28 protein-coding genes are annotated in these 25,901 nt (G+C 44.0%); 18 read left to right on the forward strand and 10 right to left on the reverse strand.

Translation table 11 applies throughout. The annotated features are described in order from the left end of the window. Nucleotides 1-25: 25 nt before the first annotated feature. Both ACHA8N_RS11045 and ACHA8N_RS11050 read right to left on the reverse strand, forming a co-directional pair. Entirely contained in the window at nt 26-337 is a 312-nt protein-coding gene (locus tag ACHA8N_RS11045) for a hypothetical protein (protein WP_147510970.1), read from the reverse strand. 32 nt (nt 338-369) lie between these two features. Next, nucleotides 370-1,944 carry an FAD-dependent monooxygenase gene (locus tag ACHA8N_RS11050; protein WP_147510971.1) on the reverse strand — a complete coding sequence of 525 codons (1,575 nt, stop codon included), beginning with the start codon at nt 1,942-1,944 and terminating at the stop codon, nt 370-372. An 80-nt stretch (nt 1,945-2,024) separates the two neighbouring features. Here ACHA8N_RS11050 and yvfG point away from each other — a divergent pair, with 80 nt between their 5' ends. From yvfG to ACHA8N_RS11100, 10 genes are all read left to right on the forward strand, one after another. Next, nucleotides 2,025-2,255, forward strand: a complete 231-nt coding sequence (gene yvfG, locus ACHA8N_RS11055; RefSeq protein WP_393965750.1) for a protein YvfG — start codon at nt 2,025-2,027, stop codon at nt 2,253-2,255. Beyond that, nucleotides 2,252-2,863, forward strand: coding sequence for an NUDIX hydrolase (locus tag ACHA8N_RS11060; protein ID WP_147510973.1), 612 nt, complete (start codon nt 2,252-2,254; stop codon nt 2,861-2,863). Before yvfG ends, ACHA8N_RS11060 begins: the two co-directional genes overlap by 4 nt. A 60-nt stretch (nt 2,864-2,923) precedes the next feature. Further along, the gene (locus ACHA8N_RS11065; protein WP_012370627.1) at nt 2,924-3,130 is read left to right on the forward strand and encodes a hypothetical protein; all 207 of its coding nucleotides are present in this window, start codon (nt 2,924-2,926) and stop codon (nt 3,128-3,130) included. 145 nt (nt 3,131-3,275) lie between these two features. Beyond that, nucleotides 3,276-4,007: an ABC transporter ATP-binding protein gene (locus ACHA8N_RS11070; protein WP_393965751.1), complete on the forward strand. Its 732-nt coding sequence runs from the start codon at nt 3,276-3,278 to the stop codon at nt 4,005-4,007. Next, nucleotides 4,004-5,521 (forward strand): ABC transporter permease/substrate-binding protein, encoded by a 1,518-nt coding sequence (locus ACHA8N_RS11075; protein WP_393965752.1) that lies wholly within the window; start codon nt 4,004-4,006, stop codon nt 5,519-5,521. Before ACHA8N_RS11070 ends, ACHA8N_RS11075 begins: the two co-directional genes overlap by 4 nt. Further along, on the forward strand, nt 5,518-6,402 hold the full coding sequence (locus ACHA8N_RS11080; protein WP_393965753.1) for a diacylglycerol/lipid kinase family protein: 885 nt from the start codon (nt 5,518-5,520) through the stop codon (nt 6,400-6,402). Before ACHA8N_RS11075 ends, ACHA8N_RS11080 begins: the two co-directional genes overlap by 4 nt. Before the next feature lie 197 nt (nt 6,403-6,599). Beyond that, nucleotides 6,600-7,946 carry a sodium-dependent transporter gene (locus tag ACHA8N_RS11085; protein WP_393965754.1) on the forward strand — a complete coding sequence of 449 codons (1,347 nt, stop codon included), beginning with the start codon at nt 6,600-6,602 and terminating at the stop codon, nt 7,944-7,946. A 257-nt stretch (nt 7,947-8,203) separates the two neighbouring features. Beyond that, the gene (locus ACHA8N_RS11090) at nt 8,204-8,950 is read left to right on the forward strand and encodes a 5-bromo-4-chloroindolyl phosphate hydrolysis family protein (protein ID WP_147510978.1); all 747 of its coding nucleotides are present in this window, start codon (nt 8,204-8,206) and stop codon (nt 8,948-8,950) included. Beyond that, nucleotides 8,937-10,157 (forward strand): toxic anion resistance protein, encoded by a 1,221-nt coding sequence (locus ACHA8N_RS11095; protein WP_147510979.1) that lies wholly within the window; start codon nt 8,937-8,939, stop codon nt 10,155-10,157. The genes ACHA8N_RS11090 and ACHA8N_RS11095 overlap by 14 nt, the downstream gene beginning before the upstream one ends. A gap of 97 nt (nt 10,158-10,254) precedes the next feature. Continuing rightward, entirely contained in the window at nt 10,255-10,839 is a 585-nt protein-coding gene (locus ACHA8N_RS11100) for a deoxycytidylate deaminase (RefSeq protein WP_147511485.1), read from the forward strand. Nucleotides 10,840-11,105: 266 nt separating this feature from the next. Here ACHA8N_RS11100 and ACHA8N_RS11105 read toward each other — a convergent pair whose 3' ends face one another. Beyond that, the gene (locus tag ACHA8N_RS11105; RefSeq protein WP_147510980.1) at nt 11,106-11,588 is read right to left on the reverse strand and encodes a hypothetical protein; all 483 of its coding nucleotides are present in this window, start codon (nt 11,586-11,588) and stop codon (nt 11,106-11,108) included. 147 nt (nt 11,589-11,735) lie between these two features. On the opposite strand from ACHA8N_RS11105, the gene ACHA8N_RS11110 reads away from it, so the two are divergent. Genes ACHA8N_RS11110 through ACHA8N_RS11120 form a run of 3 tightly spaced genes read left to right on the forward strand, consistent with a single transcriptional unit; the run spans nt 11,736 to nt 14,285 of the window. After that, nucleotides 11,736-12,926 carry an HD domain-containing protein gene (locus ACHA8N_RS11110; RefSeq protein WP_167498330.1) on the forward strand — a complete coding sequence of 397 codons (1,191 nt, stop codon included), beginning with the start codon at nt 11,736-11,738 and terminating at the stop codon, nt 12,924-12,926. Nucleotides 12,927-12,937: 11 nt separating this feature from the next. After that, nucleotides 12,938-13,897 (forward strand): CobW family GTP-binding protein, encoded by a 960-nt coding sequence (locus ACHA8N_RS11115; protein WP_393965755.1) that lies wholly within the window; start codon nt 12,938-12,940, stop codon nt 13,895-13,897. Continuing rightward, entirely contained in the window at nt 13,890-14,285 is a 396-nt protein-coding gene (locus tag ACHA8N_RS11120; protein ID WP_147510983.1) for a ribonuclease HI family protein, read from the forward strand. Before ACHA8N_RS11115 ends, ACHA8N_RS11120 begins: the two co-directional genes overlap by 8 nt. 37 nt (nt 14,286-14,322) lie before the next feature. Here ACHA8N_RS11120 and ACHA8N_RS11125 read toward each other — a convergent pair whose 3' ends face one another. Then, nucleotides 14,323-15,639: a hemolysin family protein gene (locus ACHA8N_RS11125; protein ID WP_393965756.1), complete on the reverse strand. Its 1,317-nt coding sequence runs from the start codon at nt 15,637-15,639 to the stop codon at nt 14,323-14,325. Nucleotides 15,640-15,755: 116 nt separating this feature from the next. Between ACHA8N_RS11125 and fumC the strand changes: the two genes are divergently transcribed. Further along, the gene (gene fumC, locus ACHA8N_RS11130) at nt 15,756-17,150 is read left to right on the forward strand and encodes a class II fumarate hydratase (RefSeq protein ID WP_147510985.1); all 1,395 of its coding nucleotides are present in this window, start codon (nt 15,756-15,758) and stop codon (nt 17,148-17,150) included. A gap of 78 nt (nt 17,151-17,228) precedes the next feature. Continuing rightward, nucleotides 17,229-18,749, forward strand: a complete 1,521-nt coding sequence (locus ACHA8N_RS11135; protein WP_393965757.1) for a diguanylate cyclase — start codon at nt 17,229-17,231, stop codon at nt 18,747-18,749. Nucleotides 18,750-18,822: 73 nt separating this feature from the next. Here the strand turns inward: ACHA8N_RS11135 and ACHA8N_RS11140 are convergent, their stop codons facing one another. From ACHA8N_RS11140 to ACHA8N_RS11150, 3 genes are read right to left on the reverse strand one after another with little or no spacing between them, the layout of a single operon-like run. Continuing rightward, nucleotides 18,823-19,302: a dihydrofolate reductase gene (locus ACHA8N_RS11140; protein ID WP_393965758.1), complete on the reverse strand. Its 480-nt coding sequence runs from the start codon at nt 19,300-19,302 to the stop codon at nt 18,823-18,825. After that, on the reverse strand, nt 19,299-20,093 hold the full coding sequence (locus ACHA8N_RS11145) for a thymidylate synthase (protein ID WP_147510988.1): 795 nt from the start codon (nt 20,091-20,093) through the stop codon (nt 19,299-19,301). The genes ACHA8N_RS11140 and ACHA8N_RS11145 overlap by 4 nt, the downstream gene beginning before the upstream one ends. Nucleotides 20,094-20,151: 58 nt before the next feature. Then, nucleotides 20,152-20,772 carry a hypothetical protein gene (locus tag ACHA8N_RS11150; RefSeq protein WP_393965759.1) on the reverse strand — a complete coding sequence of 207 codons (621 nt, stop codon included), beginning with the start codon at nt 20,770-20,772 and terminating at the stop codon, nt 20,152-20,154. A gap of 218 nt (nt 20,773-20,990) precedes the next feature. Between ACHA8N_RS11150 and ACHA8N_RS11155 the strand changes: the two genes are divergently transcribed. Then, complete coding sequence (locus tag ACHA8N_RS11155) at nt 20,991-22,667, forward strand: glycoside hydrolase family 13 protein (RefSeq protein WP_147510990.1); 1,677 nt, start codon at nt 20,991-20,993, stop codon at nt 22,665-22,667. Between the two features lie 126 nt (nt 22,668-22,793). On the opposite strand, the gene ACHA8N_RS11160 is transcribed toward ACHA8N_RS11155, so the two are convergent. The 3 genes from ACHA8N_RS11160 to ACHA8N_RS11170 all read right to left on the reverse strand — a co-directional run bounded on the left by ACHA8N_RS11160 (nt 22,794) and on the right by ACHA8N_RS11170 (nt 24,508). Then, on the reverse strand, nt 22,794-23,081 hold the full coding sequence (locus ACHA8N_RS11160; protein WP_393965860.1) for a PilZ domain-containing protein: 288 nt from the start codon (nt 23,079-23,081) through the stop codon (nt 22,794-22,796). Between the two features lie 152 nt (nt 23,082-23,233). Beyond that, nucleotides 23,234-23,932 (reverse strand): queuosine precursor transporter, encoded by a 699-nt coding sequence (locus ACHA8N_RS11165; RefSeq protein WP_147510992.1) that lies wholly within the window; start codon nt 23,930-23,932, stop codon nt 23,234-23,236. A 96-nt stretch (nt 23,933-24,028) separates the two neighbouring features. After that, complete coding sequence (locus tag ACHA8N_RS11170; RefSeq protein ID WP_393965760.1) at nt 24,029-24,508, reverse strand: GNAT family N-acetyltransferase; 480 nt, start codon at nt 24,506-24,508, stop codon at nt 24,029-24,031. Nucleotides 24,509-24,725: 217 nt separating this feature from the next. Between ACHA8N_RS11170 and ACHA8N_RS11175 the strand changes: the two genes are divergently transcribed. Beyond that, nucleotides 24,726-25,040, forward strand: coding sequence for a hypothetical protein (locus tag ACHA8N_RS11175; protein ID WP_012370605.1), 315 nt, complete (start codon nt 24,726-24,728; stop codon nt 25,038-25,040). Nucleotides 25,041-25,139: 99 nt separating this feature from the next. Next, the gene (locus ACHA8N_RS11180; protein WP_393965761.1) at nt 25,140-25,880 is read left to right on the forward strand and encodes a class I SAM-dependent methyltransferase; all 741 of its coding nucleotides are present in this window, start codon (nt 25,140-25,142) and stop codon (nt 25,878-25,880) included. Nucleotides 25,881-25,901 lie beyond the last annotated feature (21 nt).

Here is a 25,901-nt window from a genome sequence, read left to right on the forward strand (position 1 = left end):
TCCTCGCATGTGAGGAATCGATTTTTTATGATCTCTGACCGAGAATAGCCTCAGCTTCGGGCAACTCTTCTTTCAAAACATAGAGAGCCACACGATCATCTAAATCTTTACTGAAGCGTCGGAAAAGAAATGAGGTCTTGACACCGCGTTCCATCCGAACATGAAGTCCAGCTTGCTCCAAACGATCATGATCGCGGGTCAACTGTTTCCCTTTGTCACCAAATTCTTCACCAAGTAATACCCAACGTAGGGATTCTTTAGTCCGTAACGTCACGAGTACGATAAAATAAAGCACGAGCACGACAATTAAAATGATTCGAATCGTATTAAAGTCCATCCACTTTTCACCTCATCTTTTATGATACGTCCTTAACGGGCATAAAGTAAACGCTCAAGATAACGTGAAAAAGATTGGACCTTTAATCCTTGCTGACGATAGGCAATGTATCCATCCGGTCGAACCAAGTAAAGACCGGATTGTTTGATACCGAATTTTCGGGATAACTCGCCGCCCTGATCGACGACTCCGTCATCTTTTAGTTCCTGATGAATCGGGACAGTCTCGAATAAATCCGGATAAGAATAGGCTAATTCTTTAAAGGCTAAAAGCAACTTGGCATCAGCCTGTCGAGGAAGGAAAAGTAACAGCAAGAAATTACGATCCGCCCGTCGTAATAACAATTCATTTTTCTTGGTCCGCGGATTTACGACTTCACTGTACGGCATCGGTTCTCCGGGACGCGGAGTCAAAAGTGGAAAATGACCTTGTGTGACGAATAATCGCGAAGCGTTGTAATTACTGTTGAGTTGAGCGATTCGGTTCGTGACGTAATGATGCAATGGTGTAATCTTTAAGCTGTTGCGGATTACTTTTTCCTGAAGCGGTAGTAAAAAGGGAATATTGATCTGTAACAATTCCGTTGCTAAATTCGTTGAACGTAAAATGCCACGCGCTGCTTCACGCCGCTCGACACTGTAAGAATCGAGCAATGGGAAGCTGGCTTTAAATCGGTGGACACACCATAGCTTCCAGGCTAAATTCATGGCATCTGCAATACCGGTGTTCATTCCCTGTCCTCCAACCGGTGAATTGATGTGAGCCGCGTCACCAATCAAGTAAATCCGGTGGTGTCCAAATTTCTCGATGATTCGGTTGTGGACACGGAACATCGAGTACCAGTGAACTTTCTTTAAGGTAAAGGGTACTTTTGCCCGGTTTTCCAAAAAGTCCTCAATTGCCGCGTGATCAGTTGGGACCGCGCCATTCGTCAGGTTGCCGGTGATTCGGAATAAATTGGACTGAAGGGGAAAGGACTCGATTACCCCATGGTCGGAAAAGAAAATGTGGACTTCTTCTGAAGACAACGGCCAGTCGACTTCGATGTCGGCCAGTGCCCAGGATTCCTTAAAGGATTTTCCACTGAACGGAAGTCCGAGCTCCCGCCGAACAAAGCTGTTGGCACCATCAGCACCGATAATGAAGGAAGCATCGACGGTTTCTGTCACGTCATGTTTTCGGATGGTAGCGGACACAAATGTCGGAAATTGGGCGAAACCCGTTAATTCCGTCTCCCGTTCCACCTGATGCCCGTCTTCTTGGAGGCGGGTTTCCAAAATACGTTCCGTTTCACTTTGCGGTAACAAGGTGACGAACGGAAATGGTGTATTTAAATCGGTAAAATCCAGTTTCGCCTGCCATGCACCGTTCACATACAGGTTCCCTTGATTAATCTTGATGGCGTTCTCCATCAAGGCGTCCGCTACACCCAACCGGGCAAACAGTTCGAGTGAACGAGCCTGAATACCGATTGCTTTTGAGACGACAGATGGACCGCTTGCCCGTTCGATGATCCGAAAGGTCAGTCCATAACGAGATAAGGCAAGTGCTAATGTCAACCCGGTCGGTCCAGCACCAATGATCAATACATCTATTTTTTTCTTCACGGATAGCCCCCCTTATTTTACTTCTTAGCCGAAACTCGCTACCATTAAACTATAGACTGGACGGTGAACCGTCTGAAAGGATGAGAGCAGTGAACGAGCAATTATTTACGACAGAACGGTTGATGAGTAACTTTAGAGAATACATGCAGCAAAATGAAGCATACATGTCGAAAATCCAAGCTCTGAATGCTTATTACAAAGTGGTGGCCGGATCCATTTTGGCTGATCGAATCGCTAAAAATGCTGATTTGATCGTTCGGATGCGTCATCTAGAAGAAGCGTACCAGAAAGTGGCGCAGGAAACACGATGAAGGATGTCCAACTGGCTGATGTGAAGCGAGTGTTTGCTTCTTCGACTGAACAACTACCTAAAAATGCCGCAGCAGTATTAGTCCCTTTAATGGAACGAGATGGAGAAGTTCATCTCTTGTTTCAAGTTCGGGCGAAGACCCTTCGCTCACAACCGGGAGAAATTGCGTTTCCCGGTGGTCGGATTGATCCGGGGGAACAACCGAGAGAAGCAGCTATCCGGGAAACGAAAGAAGAATTAAATGTCACCGACTCGGACATCGAAATCATCGGTACGTTAGAACCACTCGTGACACCGAACCGTTCCATTATTTATCCGTACCTCGGCATATTGACGGCAGAAGACATCGATCCGTCGCCGATGGAAGTGGACCATATCTTTTATGTGGCTCTGGCTGACCTGCTTGCGGCGGAACCGATTCAAGGTGAAATGGAATGGCGGATTCGACCTGGTAATAAAGTACCGACGGACCGTTTGGCGAATCGTGATGCGTACGTGGACCGGACATACAAAACGGTTGAACATTTTTATGAACATGAAGAGTACTTGATTTGGGGGCTGACGGCTAAAATTTTACGGCAAATGTTACGTACGCTGACGCAATACTAGCTTTTTCATAGGTTCTTTTATATGATTAAGAATATCTGAACGTGTCAGGAGATGAAAAAGATGGAAGAAGAAGAGTTATTTGATTATATCGTCGGTGATATGGTGAAAACAAAAGAAGGATGGGTCGCAGAAGTGACGGCTGTATTGACCAATACAGTGGTCGGCGACTTGTCACATACTAAAAACTTCGAATCTCTTGGATTTGAATTCGAGAAGCAGGTCTTGATCAAGTCAGAGATTGAACTGTTAGAACGTAAAACAAAATAATCGGAAAGCCGGACAGAAGTTTCTGTCCGGTTTTTTTGAGCTTGTGAGTCATGCGTAGCAGGTTTCAGAACTGTTAAATGAGGGGAATTTTACAAAGATAATAAAGAAGACACTTTACTACATTAAGGTGCTGGAGGGATCATGTATGATTGAGTTTAAAAAAGTCGGAAAAATATATCCGGATGGTACAAAAGCAGTCCGAGACTTGAATTTCACTGTTGAACAAGGAGAGATTTTTTGTTTAATCGGACCGTCGGGATGTGGAAAAACGACGACGATGAAAATGGTCAATCGATTGATTGATCATACAGAAGGACAAATCTGGATCAATGGCGAGCCGATTATGTCAATCGATGAGCATCAATTGCGTCGTCAAATCGGTTACGTACTTCAACAAATTGCCTTATTCCCGCATATGACGATTGAAGAAAATGTCAGTGTCGTGCCTCATCTACTGAAATGGGACAAAAAGAAAGTCGAAGAACGTGTACAAACATTATTCCGGTTAACCGGATTAAATGAGAGTTTAAGAAAAAAATATCCAACAGAACTTTCAGGCGGACAGCAGCAGCGCGTGGGAGTCATGCGGGCATTGGCGGCGGAACAAGACGTGATTTTAATGGATGAACCTTTTTCAGCGTTAGATCCGATTTCGAGAGATCAGTTGCAAAATGATTTGTTGCGTTTAAATGCAGAACTCGGGAAAACCATCTTATTCGTGACGCATGACATGAATGAAGCGTTGAAACTCGGCAGTCGAATTTGTTTGATGAATGAAGGCAAGATTGTTTTGATCGGAACGAAAGAAGAGATTTTATCGAGCAATGATGAATTTGTTCAGGAATTCATGGGTAAAGTCAGGGGGACACTCTCATGACAGGCTTAGTCGAGACGTATCAAGATCGAAAAGCAGAGTTATTACAAGCACTGATTGAACATATTCAATTGTCGGTCCTTTCACTGGTGATTGCTTGTCTGATTGCCATTCCACTTGGTATTTATTTATCCCGTCATAAAAAATTCAGTGAGTGGTCAATCGGCGTCACTTCAGTCATCCAAACGATTCCATCACTTGCCCTGCTCGGTTTGATGATTCCACTTGTCGGAATCGGAACAGTTCCTTCAGTGATAGCTCTTGTTTTATATGCTCTTCTCCCCATTGTTCGGAACACGTACACCGGGTTGGCTGAAGTCGATCCATCATTGAAGGAAGCGGCACGGGCTTGCGGCATGACACCGACACAAAGTTTGCTGAAAGTAGAGCTTCCGTTAGCCTTACCCGTCATGATGGCCGGAATTCGGACGGCGATGGTCTTAATTATCGGGACAGCTACGATTGCCGCCTTGATTGGTGCTGGCGGACTCGGTTCGATCATCCTGCTTGGAATTGATCGAAATGACAACTATCTGTTGCTGTTGGGTGCGATTCCAGCCGCTTTATTGGCACTTTTGTTTGACGGATTGTTACGACAGACCGAAGTGGCAACGAAAAAACGTCAAACGGGAAGACTCGTCGTCGCGCTCGCACTAATCGCGACATTGATCATCACACCTTTCGCTCTCGGACGGACGGAACAACCGGATTTGGTGGTCGCCGGTAAGTTAGGAGTCGAACCTGAAATCCTGATGAACATGTACAAGTTAGTCATCGAAGATCAGACGGATTTAAACGTTCAAGTAAAACCGAACTTTGGTAAGACGACATTTGTCTACAAAGCATTACAATCCGGAGACATTGATTTATATCCTGAATTTACAGGAACGGTCCTTGCCAGTTTGACGAATGAAAAACCGGTTTCAAATGAAAAAGAAGCCGTTTTTAAGCAGGCACGCGATGGACTTGCTAAACAAAAGTTGGCGCTGCTTCCACCGATGAATTACAACAACACGTATGCCGTCGCTGTTCCGAAAAAAGTCGCCGACCAATACAACTTAAAAACAATTTCTGACTTACAACAAGTCGCGGATCAGTTAAAAGCTGGATTTACACTGGAGTTCAAAGATCGTCAAGACGGTTACAAAGGCATTCAAGAAACATATGGTGTTAATTTTAAAGAGGTTGTAACGATGGAACCGAAATTGCGGTATAAAGCCGTTGAGTCGGGAGACATCCAAGTCATCGATGCCTATTCGACAGATCCGGAAATCGTAAAATACAATATGGTCGTGTTAGAAGACGATCAACAGTTATTCCCGCCGTATGAAGGAGCACCTCTACTTCGACAAGAGACGTTAGAGGAGTATCCTGAAGTGGAAGAGGCATTAAAACAGTTAGACGGAAAAATTTCCGACAGTGAGATGTCGAAAATGAATGAAGCGGTCGCTTACGGTGGAAAAACCGCGAATCAAGTCGCGCGCGACTATTTACAGAAAGAAGGAATTCTTAAATGAGATTACTATTGATCAGTAACCCGACGGCAGGATCCAACCGCGGTGGTCTGTTACAAGATGTGATTGATCCACTTGCAGCTTTGTTTGATGAGATTGTTATCCGTCAAACGGCACAAGCATTGGATGCGATGCATTTTGCGGAGGAATCAGATGGATTTGACGCCCTTGTCGTCATCGGTGGGGACGGTACCGTGTTTGAGGTGATCAATGGAATAGCCAAACTGGAGACGCGTCCGATTCTCGGCATTATCCCGGGCGGTACGTGCAATGATTTTGCTCGGACGTTAGGATTGCCGATGGTGCCACGATTAGCGGCTGAAATGATTGCCACACAACAAATCGTTAAAGTGGATCTCGGACAAGTAAACGATACGTATTTCTTAAATTTCCTTGGGCTTGGTCTTGTGGCAGAAGCTTCAATCGGAATTGATACGGAAGAAAAAGCCCGTTTAGGGAAAATGGGGTATTATCTGTCGACAATCCGTTCCAGTATAGAAGCAGAACCGTTTTCGTACGATCTGGAGTTGGCGGAAGGGCAGAAAATGACCGGAGAAGCGGTCTTGATTTTGGCGGCGAACGGGGAATCGCTCGGCGGTATCGAAACCAACTTATCAGAAGGGGCTTACAATGACGGGAAGCTTGATCTTGTGATCGTCGATGAAGTGAACTTGACGACCATCCGCGACGTCATCTTGCAAAAAATGGGGCTGGCGACGGAACCTTCCTTCACACACATTCTGACGAGCGGTTTTACCTTGAAAACAGATTCTCCAAAAGTCATTGATACGGATGGAGAGAAGGCGATGCATTCGCCGATCGAGGTCAAAGTATTACCGAAGTATTTAAAAATGTACAGCGGTCGAATCGATACATTAGTATAGAATTATTTTTAACAAATCAAATTTTTTTCTGATCGAAGTCCATTATGCGGACTTCGATTTTTTAGCATAAAATTCTTTAGTTCATTACATATTCGCGGTTATGCTTTGATGCTTTAAAGAAAATGTTTGATAAAGGATGACTTCTGACTTGAATTTTTGTACAATGGAAAAGTATTTTTGAAAAGGAGGTCGAGACCATGAAAGGAAATGCATGGGCTTCGAAGGTTGGTTTTATTTTAGCAGCAGCAGGATCAGCCATCGGTTTAGGTGCGATATGGAAATTTCCGTACACAACGGGAACCAATGGGGGAGGAGCGTTTTTACTGCTCTTTTTAGCATTCACGTTATTACTTGGATTGCCGGTCTTGATTGCCGAGTTCTTGATTGGCCGGACGAGTGGGAAAACGGCTTTACAAGCATTTACGGAACTTGGTCATAAAAAATATACATTCATTGGCTGGCTCGGTGTCATCGCTTGTTTTTTACTGCTCTCATTTTACAGCGTCATCGGAGGTTGGGTCCTGATCTACATCGTTTTAGGTTTTTCGGGTAATTTAACTGCCATGAGCGGAACAGATTTAGGCGAATTATTCGCTACAGTGTCCAGTTCTCCCGGGTATGCAATTACGGGTCAGTTGATCTTCTTGATCATTACCTGTGTGATTGTCTTACGCGGAGTACAAGCCGGTATTGAAAAAATGAGTAAAATTATGATGCCGTTACTGTTTCTCTGTTTTATCATTCTTGTCATTCGTTCATTGACGCTTGAAGGCGCAGGTGCAGGTATCCGCTTCTTTATCGAACCGGATTTCTCGGCCTTGAACCGGACATCTGTCCTCAGTGCCTTGGGGCAAGCCTTCTTCTCTCTCTCATTAGGAGTATCGGCCATGCTGACATATGCTTCTTACATGAAAGAGCGGGGACAAATTAATCGGTCCGCTGCGTGGATTGTGTCACTGAACGTCGTCGTCTCTCTGCTTGCCGGCTTCGCGATTTTCCCGGCTGTATTCGCTTCAGGACTTGATCCGGCGGAAGGTCCGGCGTTATTGTTCATTGTGTTGCCGACCGTATTCAGTCAAATTCAGTTCGGTTCACTGTTTCTCGTGTTGTTTTTCCTCTTGTTTGCGTTCGCTTCCATCACATCATCGATTGCGATGCTTGAGGTTGTCGTATCCGCCATAACGGATCGAAAAGCAACAGCGACGTTTAAAGATAAAAAACGAAATACGGTAATTGCGACATTCTTGATTGCGTTGATTGGTATTCCTTCAGCACTTTCATTTGGTATAGCAAGTGAAATCACTTGGATGAACAAGACAATCTTTGATTGGATGGACTTCACTGTATCGAACATCCTGATGCCAATCGGTGCCTTATTGATTTCGTTTTTTGCCGGATTCAAGTTGGACCGGACACTAGTCGAACAGGAACTCGTCACGAGTCCTTTCATGAAGCGAATTCTTCCATTTTGGCGGTTCAGTATTTGTTATTTGAGTCCGATTGCGATTTTAATTGTCCTGATCTGGCCATTATTCGGTTCTTAATGTATTGAAAAACAAGACATAGAAAAAGCTGGTCTGTGGAATTGCAGATCAGCTTTTTTTACTTGTGAAAAATTCGGGAAATCGAACTTGAGGCGGATGTTTTCTCTTTTAGATTATGGTGAAATAAGAAATACAGAGGACTAACAATGCGCAAAAACGGGAAACTTTTTGTTATATGATTCGTAATGGTAAGATATAAGGAACCAATCGTTTAAAGGATACAGAGAATAGAATCATCAATCGAAAGAGGGGATGAGATGAAGTCGTCTACATGGTGGATAATGGGTTCCGTTGGTTTGATGTTTGTTTTTCTGCAAATTGCGGATACATTCAACTTTTCCGGTATCTTCATTGCTCTAGGTCTTTGGTTTATCTGGAGCGGATATCGTGCCAAGCCAGGAAAACGATACCGGACGGACCGGAAATCGACAGAACTTAAACGTAAAAGTGTCAAAAAGAAATTGTTATTGGATGATGAAGAGGAATTTGTCGGCAGTATCATTCTAAAACCAGAACAAGCGACACGACGGTTTGAAGAAACCGATGATTTGGAACTGCAAGTCTTACAACGGACAGTCGAAGAAGGATTCGTCAAACTTCAATCGTTTGATAAACTCATTCCTTCAATCCGCGATAGCGAAATTCGTTCCGAAATGCGCATCGTTTCCCGTGAGGCCCATATCTTATTCCAAGAATTGTTTGAAGCACCACGTGAGGTAAAAAAGGTCCGTGATTTCTTCACGTTTTACTTGGATTCTTTGTTATCGATCTCCGAGAAATTTGCGGATTTAGAGCGTCGCGGTGCACAAGTGCAAGTTGAGACGCGGGAACAATTACAATCGAATCTTAAAATGATTGCCGAGAAATTAAAGCAACAGCAATCACTTCTATTGGAAGGTGATACTGTTGATCTAGAACGTGAACTTTTAACGATTGAAAAAGTACTGGCGCAAGAAACCGAACAACGAAAACAGGAGGAGAGTTATAAACATGACCCATTCTGACAACAATAGCTGGCAACAATGGCCGGATGAAGAAACATCGACACAACCGTCGATTTCAGATCCTTCTGTCGATTTGAATCTCGCAGAAACGTCTCAGCATCGAGCAGTGCCCACCCGACCAATCGAAGAAATGATTCCAAGTGATGTTCCGACCGAACAACGGCAAAAAATCGAACGGTTGCTTCAAGTCATTGATTTAAATAAATCGGATGCTGTGATGCAATTTGGTGCACCGGTACAACGCGAGTTATCCCAATTTTCCGATCAAGTCTTAAGTGAAGTGAAAATGAAAGACGGTGGAGATGCCGGAAAACTTCTGTCGGATTTAATGCAACGTGTCCGTCAGATGGATCCGGACACATTGCAGGAAAAGAAAAGTTTTTGGTCGAATGTACCGGTCATCGGTCGTGCGAAGAAAAAAGCAGAAACGTATTTCCTGCAATATGAAAAAATGAGCGCTTACCTTGAAGAAGTCGTTCACAATCTGGACCGCTCAAAATTTGGGTTAATGAAAGATATCACGCTTTTGGATCAAATGTATCAAAAAAACAAGCGCTATTTTGAAGAATTGAACTTGTACATCGCGGCAGGTGAAACAAAGATTGCCCATGTCAGAGAACAGGAAATCGAGCCTCTTCGCATGGAAGTCGAACGGACACGTGATCAAACGCGACTTCAGGAGCTGAATGACTTGATTCAGCTGACCGATCGTTTTGAAAAGAAAATTCATGATTTAAAACTATCACGGACAATCAGTCTGCAGATGGCTCCTCAAATCCGTGTCATCCAACAGAATAATCAAATCTTGGCAGAAAAGATTGAATCAGCGGTTGTCAACACGATTCCACTTTGGAAAAACCAAGTGGTCCTCTCACTAAGTCTATCGCGGCAAAAAACAGCATTGCAGATGCAAAAAGATGTCACGAATACGACCAATCAATTGTTAGAACAAAATTCTAGACTCCTAAAAGATTCTTCAATTGAGATCGCGGAAGAAAACGAAAAGGGAATCGTTTCCGTGGAATCCTTGAAAGTAGCACATCAAAACTTAATTGAAACATTAGATGAAACGCTTCGGATTCAACAGGACGGAAAACAAAAACGACGTGATGCAGAACATGAGCTAGAACGAATGGAAAATGAGTTGAAACAAAAAGTGATTGAAGTGGCTTCTAAAAGTCGCGAATTACCAAATCGCCCTTACTAAGGAACACATTTATGTGTTCCTTAGTGGTTTATTCAAAAGGAGGTGAAGGTCGGCTTCTCCCATGACTAAAGTCACGGGTGTCCGCCGACTTAAAACTATGACAAAACAACATCAGTGGGATACGACTTGGCTTTTATTTGCTCGGATGATGGCGGATCGACACTCAAAATGTGCTTCGAAGTCTGTCGCTTGTGTCATCGTCAAAGATGAAAAACCAATTTCAATCGGAATCAACGGAACACCTAGTCAACACGTGAACTGCAATGAAATTTATTTAAAACAAGACAGTGTTCTTTATAAAGCCGCAACAGAAGGAAAACTTCATGAGCAGCCTGATGAACTGTCTGTATTACATAACGGTCAAGTGTTTCACCGATGTGATAATCAAGAAGAGCACCATGAATGGTCGAAACTGAACGAAATCCATGCTGAAATCAATGCGTTGGGAAAGCTTGCAGCAGACTCGACCAGCGCACGTCACGCGACGGCCTATGTTACGCACAGCCCATGTCATGCGTGTAGTTTAGCTTTAATTGCATCAAAAATTGATCGTGTAGTCTATTCGACTGGTTATGAATATGGTGATGGATTAAAGCTGATGCGTCAAAGTGGGATTGAAGTGCTTCATCGTCCATTAACAGAAGAATATTTTCTTGAAAGAATTTTCGATAAAGACTTGTAAACGCTTCCATCACATTGTATTATGAAATTAAGCATTGCCATGGTAATTATTCACTCTTCCATTCGGGATAACTTCAGACGAAGTTATCCCACTTTTTTTTGAAAAATGAATTGACATATTTCCAATATTCTGCAATGATGTATATAGAATATGACGAAGCGGAATGCCGCATTTTCATTAGAATAATCCATCAAGGAGCTGGAATGCCAGGTCGTTGAAAAAAAGTCCTGACTCGCTTGAGTCGGGACTTTTTGTTTTTTGTATTATCAGTGCAGAATGGCCCAAGAAGTTTGGAGGCGTTTGGCTCGAATGAGTACTTTTTGTGTAGTCGCGCCTGCTAATATGCCCATCAAACGTTGGCAGAGAATGTCTGGTTGTGTTTGATGAAGAAATAATTGTTGGATAAATCGGGAAAAGACGACATCATTGGTCGCAAGTTGCCGTTTTAATGTTGCGTGGGACATCCGATCGATTTCATCAGCGTCGAAACCCGCTCCCGGATTAAATGATGATACAATTAAAAGCTTAACAGGGATAGCGTCAAGCGATAAACCAAGTGCTTCAACTTGTCGACATGCTGAGACCATTTCTTGATAAATGAGTTGATGTAATAAACAAGGGTCCTTAAGAGCGAACGGATCATAAACGCTGACAGCTTGACGAAGTTGTTCACGTGTCACGATAGATGGTTCTGACTCTAGTTCTGAAGTTTGCACCGTATCATAACAGGTCGATAATGAAAAAATCATCCGGTAGTCCTCCTTATCATGGGAAATTTGTCTTCTCTTGTCATTTTAAATCATAAATGAAGCGCTTACAATGGATGTTTTAGCATATGCAGAAATAGAGAAGATTTGTTATCATGAAAGGCGGAGTAAATGAGAGGGGTGTTGACGATGATTCGATTATTTAAAGCCATTCCCGAGCTAGAGATGCCGGTTTACAGCGGAGAAGACTATCGACTCGAAGGAACGGAGGCGAAGACGGGATTCCTGATTTCCAACCATGTTCCTGGTGAACAGGTGGAAGAAACGTTACTCGTGGCATCAGCTGAAATTAAAACAAGCCAGACAGGTCGTGAATGGTTACAATTTACCTTCAACTCTCCGAGTGGTGCGTGTAAAGGAAAACAATGGTTGAATCAAGGAACGGCTGAAGAGGCAATGCGTCCCTATCTTGAAACAGGCATCGTTCATGTGTTTGCCAAAGTGGAAGAGTACCCGGTTGATTCAGGAAATAAATCATTGACGGTCCAGCGTGTTAAAGCCGTTCATGATCAATCTGGAACGACATTTTTACCACAAATGCCAATTGGCGAAACCGCAAGCGACTATCGGGATCAACTGATTGGGCTGATTGAAAAGATGGAGACGCCGCTCCGACAAGTAGCGCACCGCGTGTTGTCCTCGTATTGGGAAGATTTCTCGACTCGTCCGGCGGCGTTATATCATCACCATGCCTATATCGGCGGACTATTGAAGCACACGGCGTGCATGATGACGATTGGTTTTGGAATCTGTCAATCAGAACGCCCGGACTTAACACTCTTAAAATGTATTCAAGAGGCTGAGGCCGATCATAAAAATGATTTGTTTCACGCCAGTGACCGGGAAATACGACAATTTGCCTGGGATGACAGTTTTGATGCGTTGTATCAATCTGCGCGTTCGATTGCGTTGTTAAACGACCGGCCGCACCAGGATGAATTATTATTGGGCATTTTGTTGCACGATATTGGGAAAATCTTTGAATATACTCATTTGGGGGCGAGCGACGATCGTTTCTCTCGTTTGGTTCAAGCAGAAGCGGCAGATGAAAAACTGTCTGGTATTGCCTTAGATCCGAACGGTGTTCTGGTTGGACATATGCCTTACGGATGTTTTGTCCTGGAACAAGCGTTACAAAAGGAAGCCGTCCGACTGCCGGTTGATCAGTACCACCGGTTGATGCATATGATTTTATCCCATCATGGGAAAAAAGAGTGGGGATCAAGCGTTACCCCTCAGACAACAGACGCCTGGTATTTACACGCCATCGACTTACTCGATGCGCGAAAAGAAAAATGGCGGCAGTCTCAGTCAACATAAGGAGTGAACACATGTCAGCACGTATTCAAACGACCCTCGTCACCGGTTTTTTAGGGGCGGGAAAAACAACATTGTTAAACCGGATTGTGGCGAATCCGATTGAAAAAGTGGCGTTACTCGTCAACGAAGTGGGTGCGGTCAACATCGACGAAGCGCTGATTGAGCGAAGTGACGAGGAAGTCATCGAATTGACGAACGGATGTATCTGTTGTTCCATTCGAGGTGATTTGCGGGATGCTTTACTGCGAATTGCTAAAAAAAGACGCGAAGGTGAGATGGCATTTGATCGTTTAATCGTCGAAACGACAGGAATTGCAGATCCGGGTCCTATCTTACAGACATTTTACTTTGAACCGGCAGTGGAACAGCAATATCAAATATCGAGTGTCGTGACGGTCGTGGACGCCTATCAACTGGAACGACAATTGACGTTTGAAGAAAACGTCCGGCAAATCGGCTTTGCGGACACCTTGTTGTTAAACAAAACGGATTTGATTTCGGCGGACGAGGTTGCGATTGCAGCGAAACGTTTATCCGAACTGAATCCAACGGCACTGATTCTGCCGACCATCGATTCTGACACGCCGATCCAGCATTTATTCGAAACCTTTCATTTTCCGAAGCAGGAAGAAGAACGGTTGGCACGACAAACAGACGGTCTGCAGAAAGCAGCAGAGTCCTTTACAGCGTTGACGATTACAGAACAAGTTCCGCTGCACCGGCAACGCTTTGGCGCCGTGCTTCGAGAAATCCTCGAAGCATACGCGGAAGACTTATATCGTTATAAAGGAATCCTTCATTTTTCGGATACGAATCGGAAAATTATTTTGCAGGGAACAGGCATGATTTATGGAACAGCAACGCGTGGTGAATTTGAAGAACCCAAACAAACGACGTTAGTCTTCATTGGGAAGAATTTGGATGAACAAGCGATTCGAAAAGGTGTAAAGGCGGCGAGAGAACATGGTTGAACTATATTTTGACGGAGCAGTCCGTCCCTCGAATGATGATGCAGCAGTCGGGATTTTTTGCAAAAATTCCGAAGGTCAAGTCATTGAACGAACGTTTAGAATCACGGCCGAGAATAATCACGAAGCCGAATTTCAGGCATTTTTAAAAGCGGTGGAACTGGCAGAAGAACTGTTGGAGCAAGGAGAGAGTGTGTTTTCTTTCCGTACGGATTCAGAAGCTGTTTCTTTGGCGGTCGAACGCGAATTTGCCAAAAATAAACGGATTCAAATTTACTTTGATCCGGCATTTGAACGTTTTGTCCGTTTACCGCTTGCCTTCGTCAAGTGGATTCCACGGTCAGAAAATAAAGCCGATCGTGTGGCAAAAGAAGCATTAAATGAATATTGATCTCAACAGAAAAACTGATCCGGTCTCATAGACCGGATCAGTTTTTTGGTGAGGACGTCTCTTCGACAGGTTCTTCCTGTCGTTCGATTAAAATTTGATCAATCCGTCGACCGTCCAAGTCAACGACTTCAAAGCGATAGCCGTTACTTATGACATGACTTCCGCGGACTGGAAATTCGCCCAGTAGAAATAAGACGAGTCCCGCAACTGTATGATAGCTATTTTTTTCTTCACCCGGTAAGTCCGTTTTGATGCCGAGGACACGCTTTAAGTCGTCGATATGCAATAGTCCGTCGGCCAAATAGGAACCATCCGTCCGTTGCACGAGTTCCGGCTCCTCTTCCATGGTCGAGATTTCACCGACGAATGCTTCGAGAATATCAAACAAGGTAATCATTCCTAAAAATCCACCGTACTCATCCAGTACAAAAGCAATCGAGACAGTTTCCTTGCGCATCCGTTCGAGCAAGACAGTTGCTTGTAATTGTTTCGGAACAATGAGCGGTGTGTGGATCAACGATTCAATGGCAGCAATTGGTTGATCGGCAGCTAAAATTTCTTTTGCATCGATGTACCCGACAAAATGATCCAAATCACCGTGACCGACGGGAAGATTCCGGTGTTTTGCGCTGCGTAAATCAGCTAGAATCTGTTCCGGTGAATCAGTCAGATCAATCCATTCTGTCACTGTGCGCGGCTCCATTAATTCGTACGCCAGCTGATCATGAAAGGCGAATACACGCGAAACTTGTTCCGCTTCTGATGTTGCGAAGGTTCCTTCCTTTGTCCCACGGATCAATAATTGTTTCACCTCATCTTCCGTCTCGTCTTCCGTTTGAAGACGATCGAGTCCGATCATCCGAAAGATGACACTCGTTGATTTACTTAAAATGAAGATGAACGGTTTTAAGACACTTGAGAATAACCGCATGGGTTGGGCCAAAGCCATCGTGACACGTTCCGGACTGACGAGAGCAATTCGTTTTGGGACCAGTTCACCAACGACAAGTGATAAATAGGTAATGATCGTGACGACCACGATATAGCCGAGCGTGCTGGCATAAGGAGCAAGCCATTCAAAACCGGATAGCCAGTTGATCAAGGGGGCGGATAAAGCAGCGCCGCCAAACGCTCCGTTAATGATACCAATCAACGTGATACCGACTTGTACAGTCGACAGCAGATCCGTCGGACGTTCCAAAAAGTCCAGTGCGACTTGTGCTGACTTTTTTCCTGCATCGGCATGTTGTTGTAGTTTGGATTTCTTTGAAGATAATAAGGCGAGTTCTGTCATCGCAAAGACGCCATTCGCTAAAATCAACAGCAGGACAATCGTTAAATTTATCAACCACATCAAGCATTCACTCCTTTTCGATAACAAACTATTCCCCAAACTCGCCTCTATCATTCCCATTCGCGGTGGTTTCCGTTAAACTATTAAGGTATCAATAGATAAAGGGGGAAATGATCATGGAATATCGTTTAGAACGTGACACGATGGGGGAAATTCGTGTCCCAGAAGCACAGGAATGGGGAGCTCAGACACAACGGAGCTTAGAAAACTTTAAAATTGGAACAGAAAAGATGCCGATCGAAATTATTCAGGCATTTGCTGTTCTGAAAAAAGGGGCAGCTTTAGCCAATCGTGATTTAGGTGTTTTGGACCAAGAGAAAGCTGAAGTGATTGCTGAAGTATGTGATGAAATCATCGCCGGGAAGTTTGATGGTGAGTTTCCATTGGTTGTTTGGCAAACCGGGTCCGGTACTCAGTCAAACATGAACGTCAATGAAGTCGTCGCACGGGTCGCGACACGGAAACTTGCCGAACGGGGAAGTGAGCAAGTCATCCATCCGAATGACGACGTTAACAAATCGCAAAGTTCAAATGATACATATCCGACCGCGATGCATATCGCAGCAAAAACGATTGTCATTGATCAACTGTTACCGGCCATCGATGCTATCCATGCGACACTTGACGAAAAGGCAAAAGCTTTCTCAGATATTGTCAAGATTGGTCGGACCCACTTGCAGGACGCAACACCAATCACATTGGGGCAGGAAATCAGTGGATGGGTCCGGATGTTGCAATTATCGAAGAAGATGATTGAGCTGACGTTAGAGCCGCTGACGGAACTTGCCATCGGTGGAACAGCTGTCGGAACCGGCATCAATGCCCATCCGGAATTCGGAGACCGGGCAGCTGAAAAAATGAGTGAAGAGACCGGAAAATCGTTTGTCAGTGCAGAGAATAAGTTTCATGCCCTGACGAGCCACGATCAACTTGTCTTTTCCCACGGGGCAATCAAGGCGCTCGCTATGGATGCGATGAAAATCGCTAACGATGTCCGCTGGTTGGCATCAGGTCCTCGTGCTGGAATTGGCGAAATTACGATTCCAGAAAATGAACCGGGAAGTTCAATCATGCCTGGAAAAGTCAACCCGACACAAAGTGAGGCGCTGACGATGGTTGCCGCTCAAGTTCTTGGGAATGACGCAACGATTGGTTTTGCAGCAAGTCAAGGAAACTTTGAACTGAACGTCTTCAAGCCGGTCATTATGTACAACTACATTCAGTCGGTTCGTCTGCTGACTGACGCGTTGCATTCATTCAATGACCATTGTGCCATCGGGATTGAGCCGGAACGGACGGTCATTGCCGAGAACGTCGAACGCTCGTTGATGCTCGTCACCGCATTGAACCCGCACATCGGTTATGAAAATGCAGCTCGGATTGCTAAAGCTGCCCATAAAGAGGGTACTACTTTAAAAGAGGCAGCGCTTGCGACCGGATTATTGACAGAAGAGCAATACGACCAATGGATTGTTCCGGCAGATATGGTGAGTCCAAATCTAAAAGCATAATCGAAAGCGAGGGGGTTCCCTCGTTTTCTTTTCAGTCGAAAGGGTGCTTTCGGCTGTATAGAAAGAGAGGGAAGACTTGTGGAAACGAAGCAAAAGCGGATTGAAAAACAAATCGAACAAACGATTTTAATGGTTGAGCGGCTACTTCGAATGGAGTCTGTTCCCAAATCAGAACTTGTCGTGTTTTCCCAATGGTTGAAGCGTTTCAGTGGTCAAGATCAAGCAGATTTTTTTGAACGTCAAGCAGCTCGATGGATTGAAGAACTGGATGATGTAGTCGAAGAAGTGACACATGAGCAACTTCAGACGCTGCTTGCACCTGTCATTGACCATCTTTCAGAGCGGGGACGAAAAAAAGTTGTTCGAAAAGAAATGATTTTATCCGTCACGAAACGTTTTTTAGAAAACGTTCAATGGAAAAAAGCACTTGAGAATGCCCGGTATATGACTCGTTTTTTTGGTTCGATTGAGGATACACTTGAAGTCGGATATGATTTGCACGTGGATGCCATATTAGTGGACTATGAAATTGTTCGGACGACAGATGATGCTTTATTACTCAAACTAATCAAAAAAGTCGAAGGCTCATTTATTCCGCTAATCATCATCGGACCGTCCGACGCGTCTGTCCGTCAACTCTGTTATGCCTTAGGCGCAGATGATTATTGGGACGAGACCGTTCAAATCGAAGAACGGCAAATTCGCCTTAAACGTTTGCTTCGGAAATTACGTACCGTTTCTTCAACAATTTTGGTGGACGAGTTAACAGGAGCCTTCAATCGTAAATATCTTCAAAATGCATACCGGCGCCGGACGTCACGTCTTGAACGGGATAATCAGTTATTTGCCTTAGCTATCTTTGATTTGGACCATTTTAAACGGATCAATGACTTACATGGTCATCCGACAGGAGACTTGGTCTTGGCAGAATTGTCCGTTTTGGCGAAGCAAGCCATCCGTCAAGAGGATGAACTAATCCGATTTGGTGGAGAAGAGTTTATGTTATTGTTTAGCGCGGATCACCCTGAACATGCAGCGGAAATGATGGAAAAAGTCCGGGCTAGAATCGAACGGCATACATTTCCAAACGGATTGAAAATAACCGTATCGATTGGTTTGACAATCATTGATCATCCGACATTGGATGTAGAAGAAATGACTTCAGAAGCGGACGAAGCACTTTATCAGGCGAAACGAAACGGCAGGAACCAAGTAGTTGTCTATTCTGTTTCGGCAGCGAAAGAAAAAATCGAGGCATTGATCAAAATTGAAGCAAAGTCTTATCAGCAACTAATACCGCTGTCCTTACCAGATCATTCCAAGTATCAGTTTCAAGTGGTTCCTTATGAGGAAAAAAAACAAGCTCCGCTTCAATTGTGTGTCTTACCGTTGCAACAATTAGCAGCAGATAATTTTAAATTGCTAGAGGAATGGAAACAGTCCCGGGAAGGGATGATTGAAGCGATTGCGATAGCTCCGGAAGAAAATCAATTACTGGGGCAAGTATTAGAACGTGGTGTCACGGATTATTGTCTGTCACCACTTGACCGTGATCAGTTAGAAGAACAAATTCGTGAATGGATTATCCGCTTACCATAACAGGACAAAAGAGAATCCGACTTCCACATGAGGGAAGCCGGATTCTTTTTTGTTCGAACATCTGTAAATACAGTCAGTGTCTTTCAAAGCGATGAATCGAAAAGTCGAACGGGTTTTGATCGTCTTTTGGATGGATTGTTTTTTCAGCCAAGCTGAATTCTTTTGGGATGGACGGATAGTAGACATCGCCCTCAATGACAGCATCGATTTCTGTTGCATAGATCCGGCGGGTATATGGCAATGTTTGTTGAAATAGTTCACCACCACCAATTAGAAATACCTCTTCTTCCGTCTCTGCATAAGCCTCAAGTGCAGTCAGATCATGCCAAACGGTTACACCATCCGCCTGAAAGGAAGGATCGCGTGTGATGACGATATTTTCACGCCCCGGTAACGGACGCCCAATCGAAACAAATGTTTTGCGCCCCATAATGACCGGTTTTCCGTACGTCGTTTTTTTGAAATGGACCAAGTCGGCCGGCAAATGCCAAGGCATATCATTGTCACGACCAATCACACGGTTTTTCGAGTACGCAACGATATGGGAAATCATACAGCAACCACTCCCTTGATATGCGGATCAGGATCATATCCTTCAATGATGATATCGTCATAAGTGAAGTCTTCAATCCGTTCGACTTGACGTGCGAAACGAATGGTCGGCAATGGTTTAGGTGTCCGGCTTAGTTGAAGATTCACTTGGTCGAGGTGGTTGGAATAGATGTGCGCATCACCCAGCGTATGCACGAAATCACCGACTTCGAGTTGACAAACATGAGCAATCATATGGGTCAGCAAAGCATAAGAGGCAATATTGAACGGAACACCTAAAAAGACATCGGCAGACCGCTGATAGAGTTGGCAGGACAATTTGCCGTTCGCGACATAAAATTGAAACAAGAGGTGGCATGGCGGCAGTGCCATCTCTTCCAATTGACCCGGGTTCCAGGCACTGACAATCAAGCGGCGTGAATCCGGATTCGTCTTGATTTGCTCGATGACATCTGCGAGCTGATCAACCGTCGAACCGTCGGGCTTAGGAAACGAACGCCACTGGGCACCGTAGACCGGTCCAAGATTACCATCTTCGTCGGCCCACTCGTTCCAAATCCGGACGCCGTGCTCCTGTAGATATGAAATGTTGGTCTCTCCAGAGATGAACCAGATCAACTCGTGGATGATCGACTTCATATGTAATTTTTTCGTCGTCACCATTGGAAAGCCATCCTGTAACGGGAACCGCATCTGATGTCCAAAAATACTGGTTGTCCCGGTTCCCGTCCGGTCTTCTTTTTTGACACCGTTCGTTAAGATTTCGTGACAAAGCTGATGATACTGTTTCATGAAAACAATCCCCCTATAAAAGCTATCCTCCTATTGTAGCTGAATCGAGTAAGACGAATCAACCGTTGTTGGTGACAGTTGAAAGGTGGCGACGGAACAAATAACTGAATAAGCCAAACAACGGCAAGATGTCTCGCCAACCAAGTCGATTTTTTTGTCGGGTGCGTATTCGATGCAACATGAATAACTGTAAAATATAAAACATGACCAAATCGACTGTCATCGTCCGAATGAACTGATTCGTCATGAAATAGACTTGGAAAATCGACCAATCTGAACGTGCTAAAGCCAACCAAATGATGACGACAGACAAAACGGTGAGTACGGCAACGGCATAAGGGATAAATTTACGTCGTCGAAACGGCAAAAATGTTTGCCGTGGAATTGCAAGTGCCAGATATGGCATGAGGATAAAGGATCCTAATGCAAATGCGCCAAAGCTTGCCAACATCGGTGAAGGTTTCAAAAAACGTTTCTCGTCCAAAAACAGCATAAAAAAGGCTGCCGGGTAAATGCCAAGTAGTGTGAACAAACTGAGTGCCGATGTATCAAACTGACTTTGATCAAAACGTAAAAAGGAAAGGAGAAAACCGTCAGGAAAGACTCGGTTATTTCCAAATAACAAAATAAAAATAATGGCAACAGCCCAAACCAAAAACAATAAATAGCGGCGATACATGGGGTACGCCTCCTCTCTTACATCATTTTTCCTCAATCGGAAAAATTCAAACGTTAAACTATAGATCCAGTATACCGGAATCCTTGTAAGGAATAAGGAAATCTTCTTGTCCTGACTACAATATTCGTGATACGATGTCGATGAAATAAATGGAAGCGCTTTTATCGAAAAGTGCAATCGTTTGCATAAATTGTTCACAAAGGGAGTCGATCAATCATATGGAACGTAAATGGTGGCATGACAGTGTAGTATATCAAATTTATCCGCGCAGTTTTAAGGATTCCAACGGAGACGGAATCGGAGATCTTGTAGGTATCATTGAAAAATTGGATTACTTAAAAGAACTTGGAATTGATGTCATTTGGCTGAGTCCCGTCTATGACTCACCAAACGATGACAACGGATATGACATTCGGGATTATGAAGCGATCATGGACGAATTTGGAACGATGGCAGACTTTGATCGTCTGCTTGACCAGGCGCATGAGCGGGACATCAAAATTGTGATGGACCTCGTTGTCAATCATTCTTCAGACGAGCATGCCTGGTTTGCAGAGTCACGAAAAAGTAAAGACAATCCGTACCGTGACTACTACATTTGGAGAAGTGCCAATGAAGAGGGTACGTTGCCTAACAACTGGGGATCCATTTTTTCTGGACCGGCGTGGGAACTGGATGAAACGACAAACGAATATTTCTTACATTTGTTTTCCAAAAAGCAACCGGACCTTAATTGGGAAAATGAGAAACTACGCCAAGAAGTCTATCAGATGATCACACGTTGGTTGGATCGTGGCATTGACGGTTTCCGGATGGACGTCATTAACTTAATTTCGAAGACACCCGGTCTTCCGGACGCAACAATTCCTCCGGGGGCTTTATATGGGGATGGTGGACAGCATTATGTTAACGGACCAAGAATTCATGAATTTTTAAAAGAGATGAATGATGCGTCGTTTGGTCAGTATGATGTCTTAACGGTTGGAGAAATGCCGGGGGCGACAACAGAAGATGCCATTCTGTATACGGACCCAAACCGAAAAGAAGTAAACATGGTCTTTACCTTTGAACATATGGATTTGGACTCCGGTCCCGGTGGAAAATGGGACGTTCAGCCCTTTGATCTTCAAAAATTAAAAGAAAACTTCACCAAATGGCAAGTCGCCTTACATGAAAAAGGTTGGAACTCGCTGTACTGGAATAATCATGATCAGCCACGAGTCGTCAGTCGGTTTGGAAACGACACGACGTATCGCGTTGAATCCGCTAAAATGTTAGCGACACTGCTCCACTTGTTAAAAGGGACACCGTATATTTATCAAGGGGAAGAAATCGGAATGACAAACGTGGCCTTTGAATCGATTGAGGAATATGAAGATATCGAAATACGGAATATGTGGAAAGAGCGGACAGAACAAGGGGCTTCTCCGGAAGAATTGTTACGTGCCATCCATGTAAAGGGTCGTGATAATGCGAGAACGCCAATTCAATGGGACGCGACTGAGCATGGTGGTTTTACGACAGGAACACCTTGGTTGAAGGTCAATCCGAATTATCCGTCGATTAACGTCGAACAAGCATTGGCGGATTCTGATTCCATCTTCTATTATTACAAACAGTTAATCGCGTTACGCCGCCAGCATGATTTAATCGTGTACGGGGAATATGCCTTGATTTTGGAAGATGAACCACACGTCTATGCGTACACGAGAACCTACGAAAATGAAACGTGGTATGTCTATTGTTCTTTTGCAGAAGAAGAGCAGACACTGTCAGTTTCACATAAAACATCAGATCAAGTCATTGGAAATTATGCTGAACCGCCAGTGGTTGTCAACGGACAGATGCAACTCCGACCTTATGAGGCGGTTGTCTATCGGACGACAATTCAGTAACCATATAGCGGGACGATTTTAGAGGCGACAAATAAAGTAGACGTCCTCATATATCAAAAAAGACAGAAGGAACAGATTGAACATCTGCACCTTCCGTCTTTTTTGTATACATGGATTCCAATTCATTCATAAAGCATCTTTGACGATTTGTTTGATACCCCCGATGATGTATTGTTGCTCTTCTTTTGTGGTTTCGAGTCGTATCCCATATAAGCGACCGTCCGGAATTGCTTTTTCGTATAAAATCCGTCCTGCTAGCTTCAAGGGCTCTGTCCCGCGTAACAGGGAAAATTCAACTACGATTGTGGTAGACCGATCAGTAGGTAATTTGAGCGGCGTGATGATCGCAATTCCACTGGGGGAAATATTATGGATTTTCATCAATCCTGACGGCGTTCGCTGCCCTTCTTTCATCAAATGAAATTCACCGGTTATCGGCTCTACAAATTGATATCGAAAAGACTCATGACGTTTTATTTTCAAGAAACCACCTCCTAATTTCCATTATCCGTTAAAAAGTGAAAATCTTCTAGTCAGATGTGAAAAATAAGAGCAAGACGTACGGTTTAAGCTGCAGCATCTTCTGACGAAGCGGTCGGATGGATGCGTTTAGCTATATACATGAACGGTGTCGCAACCCAGGCGATGACGAATTTCGCAAGATACGTCGTCACGAAAATTTGCCACCAAATATCAAATGGCAAGCTATGGAAAGCAATCGCGCAAAATGTTAACGTATCCACCAGCTGGCTTAGTACCGTTGAACCGGTCGTACGTAGCCACAGTTTCTTTTCCCCGGTTTTTTGACGGATTTTGGAATAGATGAACACATCAAATAGTTGGGAGACGAGGTAGGCAGACAGACTTCCGAACGCAATCCAAGGAAGTAATCCAAATAACAGATGTAACGAACTCGACATGTCTTTAGCGAGTGCATCGTTAAGCGGCGTATACAATAAACTGAATTGCATCAACAACGTTGTCACAATCAAGGAGAAGAATCCCATATATACTCCTTGACGGGCAACTTTCTTTCCGTATTTTTCATTTAAGATGTCGGTCGCTAAATAACAACTACCGTAAACAACGTTTCCTAATGTAAAAACATAAGAATAAAGTTCAATTTGTTGCGTCACTTGGATATTGGCGAGGATCGTTGCGATGGCAATCCACATCATCAGACCTGTTTTTCCAAAGAGACGATAACTGAGCAATAATAATCCCATCGTAATTAAGATGGAAGGAAACCATAACCATTCATTCATTGTCATACTCCTTTCTGAATCATACAAAGAAAAATTTTACGCTTTATTTTAATCGATGTCAAAAAAAAGCCGACGCTATGTGGCGTCGACTTTTCATTAAGAGCGCTGAAGCGAATACCGTTTGCGGCGTCCCTTACTAAAATAATGCGGATGTTCTGTAAATCCGTTTGTCTTAAGAAGTCGACAAGCAATCTCTTGGTGGGGCGATGTAGGCAAGACGCGGGCACGGACTTCATACGTCTTGAGGACATCAGATTGTTGTAAAGCAAGCCGGACAGCCTTTGTTCCAAATCCCTGTCTGCTGAACGGATCAAAAATCATCAAGTCCAGTTGAAAGTAATGCCCCATCTTTAACAATAAAATCCGACCGACCAGCTGATTGTCGACAAGAATGTCAAAGTAAAAGTCTTCTGAATAACTGTGTTCCACTGAATCAAAAGCCCGTTCCGTTCCAAGCTCGTGATCGTAACCTTGAATTTCTTGACGGGATAGCCCATAAGCCTGTTCGCCATATTTTAAAAAGTGTTCGAATTCAGTCTGGTCCACGTGACGCAACGTTCGACGTTTTAAATCCATGACAGTGTCCTCCTCTGATCGCAATTCAATCTGCTCATTCATTATAGCGAGTTCTAGAAAGAAATTGCAAAAGATAGCCGGAATGGTTATATATGGAAAAAAGAACGAGGGTACATTAGAAAAAGCAAATTGTAAACGGATTGTGATTGTTTCATTTCCCGATGAATATGGTAAAGTAATGATGTAGACATATATAGGTTGGAAGGAGTTGGGAAATGTGTTCACAGAACGGGATGGAATCAAATTACGCTTGGAACAAATCGAGCGACTGTACTCGGATTTGAACCGTGAAGCAAAACAACTGACGGAACGATTACGTCAACTGGATGAACAGGGTGACGAAGTACGTCATGATCTTGCCTTGAACAAAGAAGATCGCGATCATCTGAAATCAAGTATTGACGAGACGTTACAGGCGTTGTTACAACGTACGACGGTCGATGCGAAAGTCGAACAAGAAAAACAAGAAGACTTGATTTCGAAAAAAGCACTCATCGAAGACATCGAAGGGTTATTGAAGAAAAAGAAATAAGCTGGCGCTGGCTGGCTTATTTTTTTCTGGGAGTGAATCGGTTTGGCTAAAGAAAAAGTGATAGTAACAACTTGTTTAAGACCTACGGAAAGTGTTCGGATGAAACTAAAGCAGCTGGTCGAATCAGCACAAGAATTGGATTATCAAATCGTTGACCGAAAAAAAAATAGTCTTTCCACGCTGCAGGAGCGATATCAACGATCTCTGCTCGTCGTCGATAAAAATCGTTTGGAATACTATCCGCTTCATTCGGACAGTTCATTTTTCTTTCATCCCTCGAGCGCCGTGTTCCGGATCAAACAGTTTGATGCCGACGGACACGATCCGTTGATTGCCATCGCCCAATTAAATGAAGGAATGACCGTTCTCGATTGTACGCTTGGTCTCGGTGCAGATGCGATCGTGATGAGTCACGGCGTCGGGTCAACGGGTCACGTCATCGGTCTAGAGAGCAATCCGGCGACAGCCTTAATTGTACGGGAAGGCTTGAAACAGTGGATGGAAGGATACGAACCCATTGTTTCGGCTATGCGAAACATTACGGTACAAAAAGCAGATCATCTGACGTATTTGCGACAATGCGAAGACAATGCCTTCGATGTCCTCTACTTCGATCCTATGTTTGAAAAAACAGTGTCTGAATCGATCCATCTGGATGGATTGCGCCAGTTGGCAAATTATCAGCCTTTGACGGAAGAGGTACTCGATGAAGCCAAACGGGTTGCACGAAAAAGAATTGTTTTAAAGGCTCATTTTGAAAGTGAATTATTTGAACAGTTTGGTTTTAAACGGACGATCCGCAAGTCTTCTAAGCTGCATTATGGTGTCATGGAAGTATAAAGAATCAAAAACCCCCTCTTC

This window comes from Exiguobacterium sp. S22-S28 (assembly GCF_043359615.1).
GTDB lineage: Bacteria > Bacillota > Bacilli > Exiguobacteriales > Exiguobacteriaceae > Exiguobacterium_A.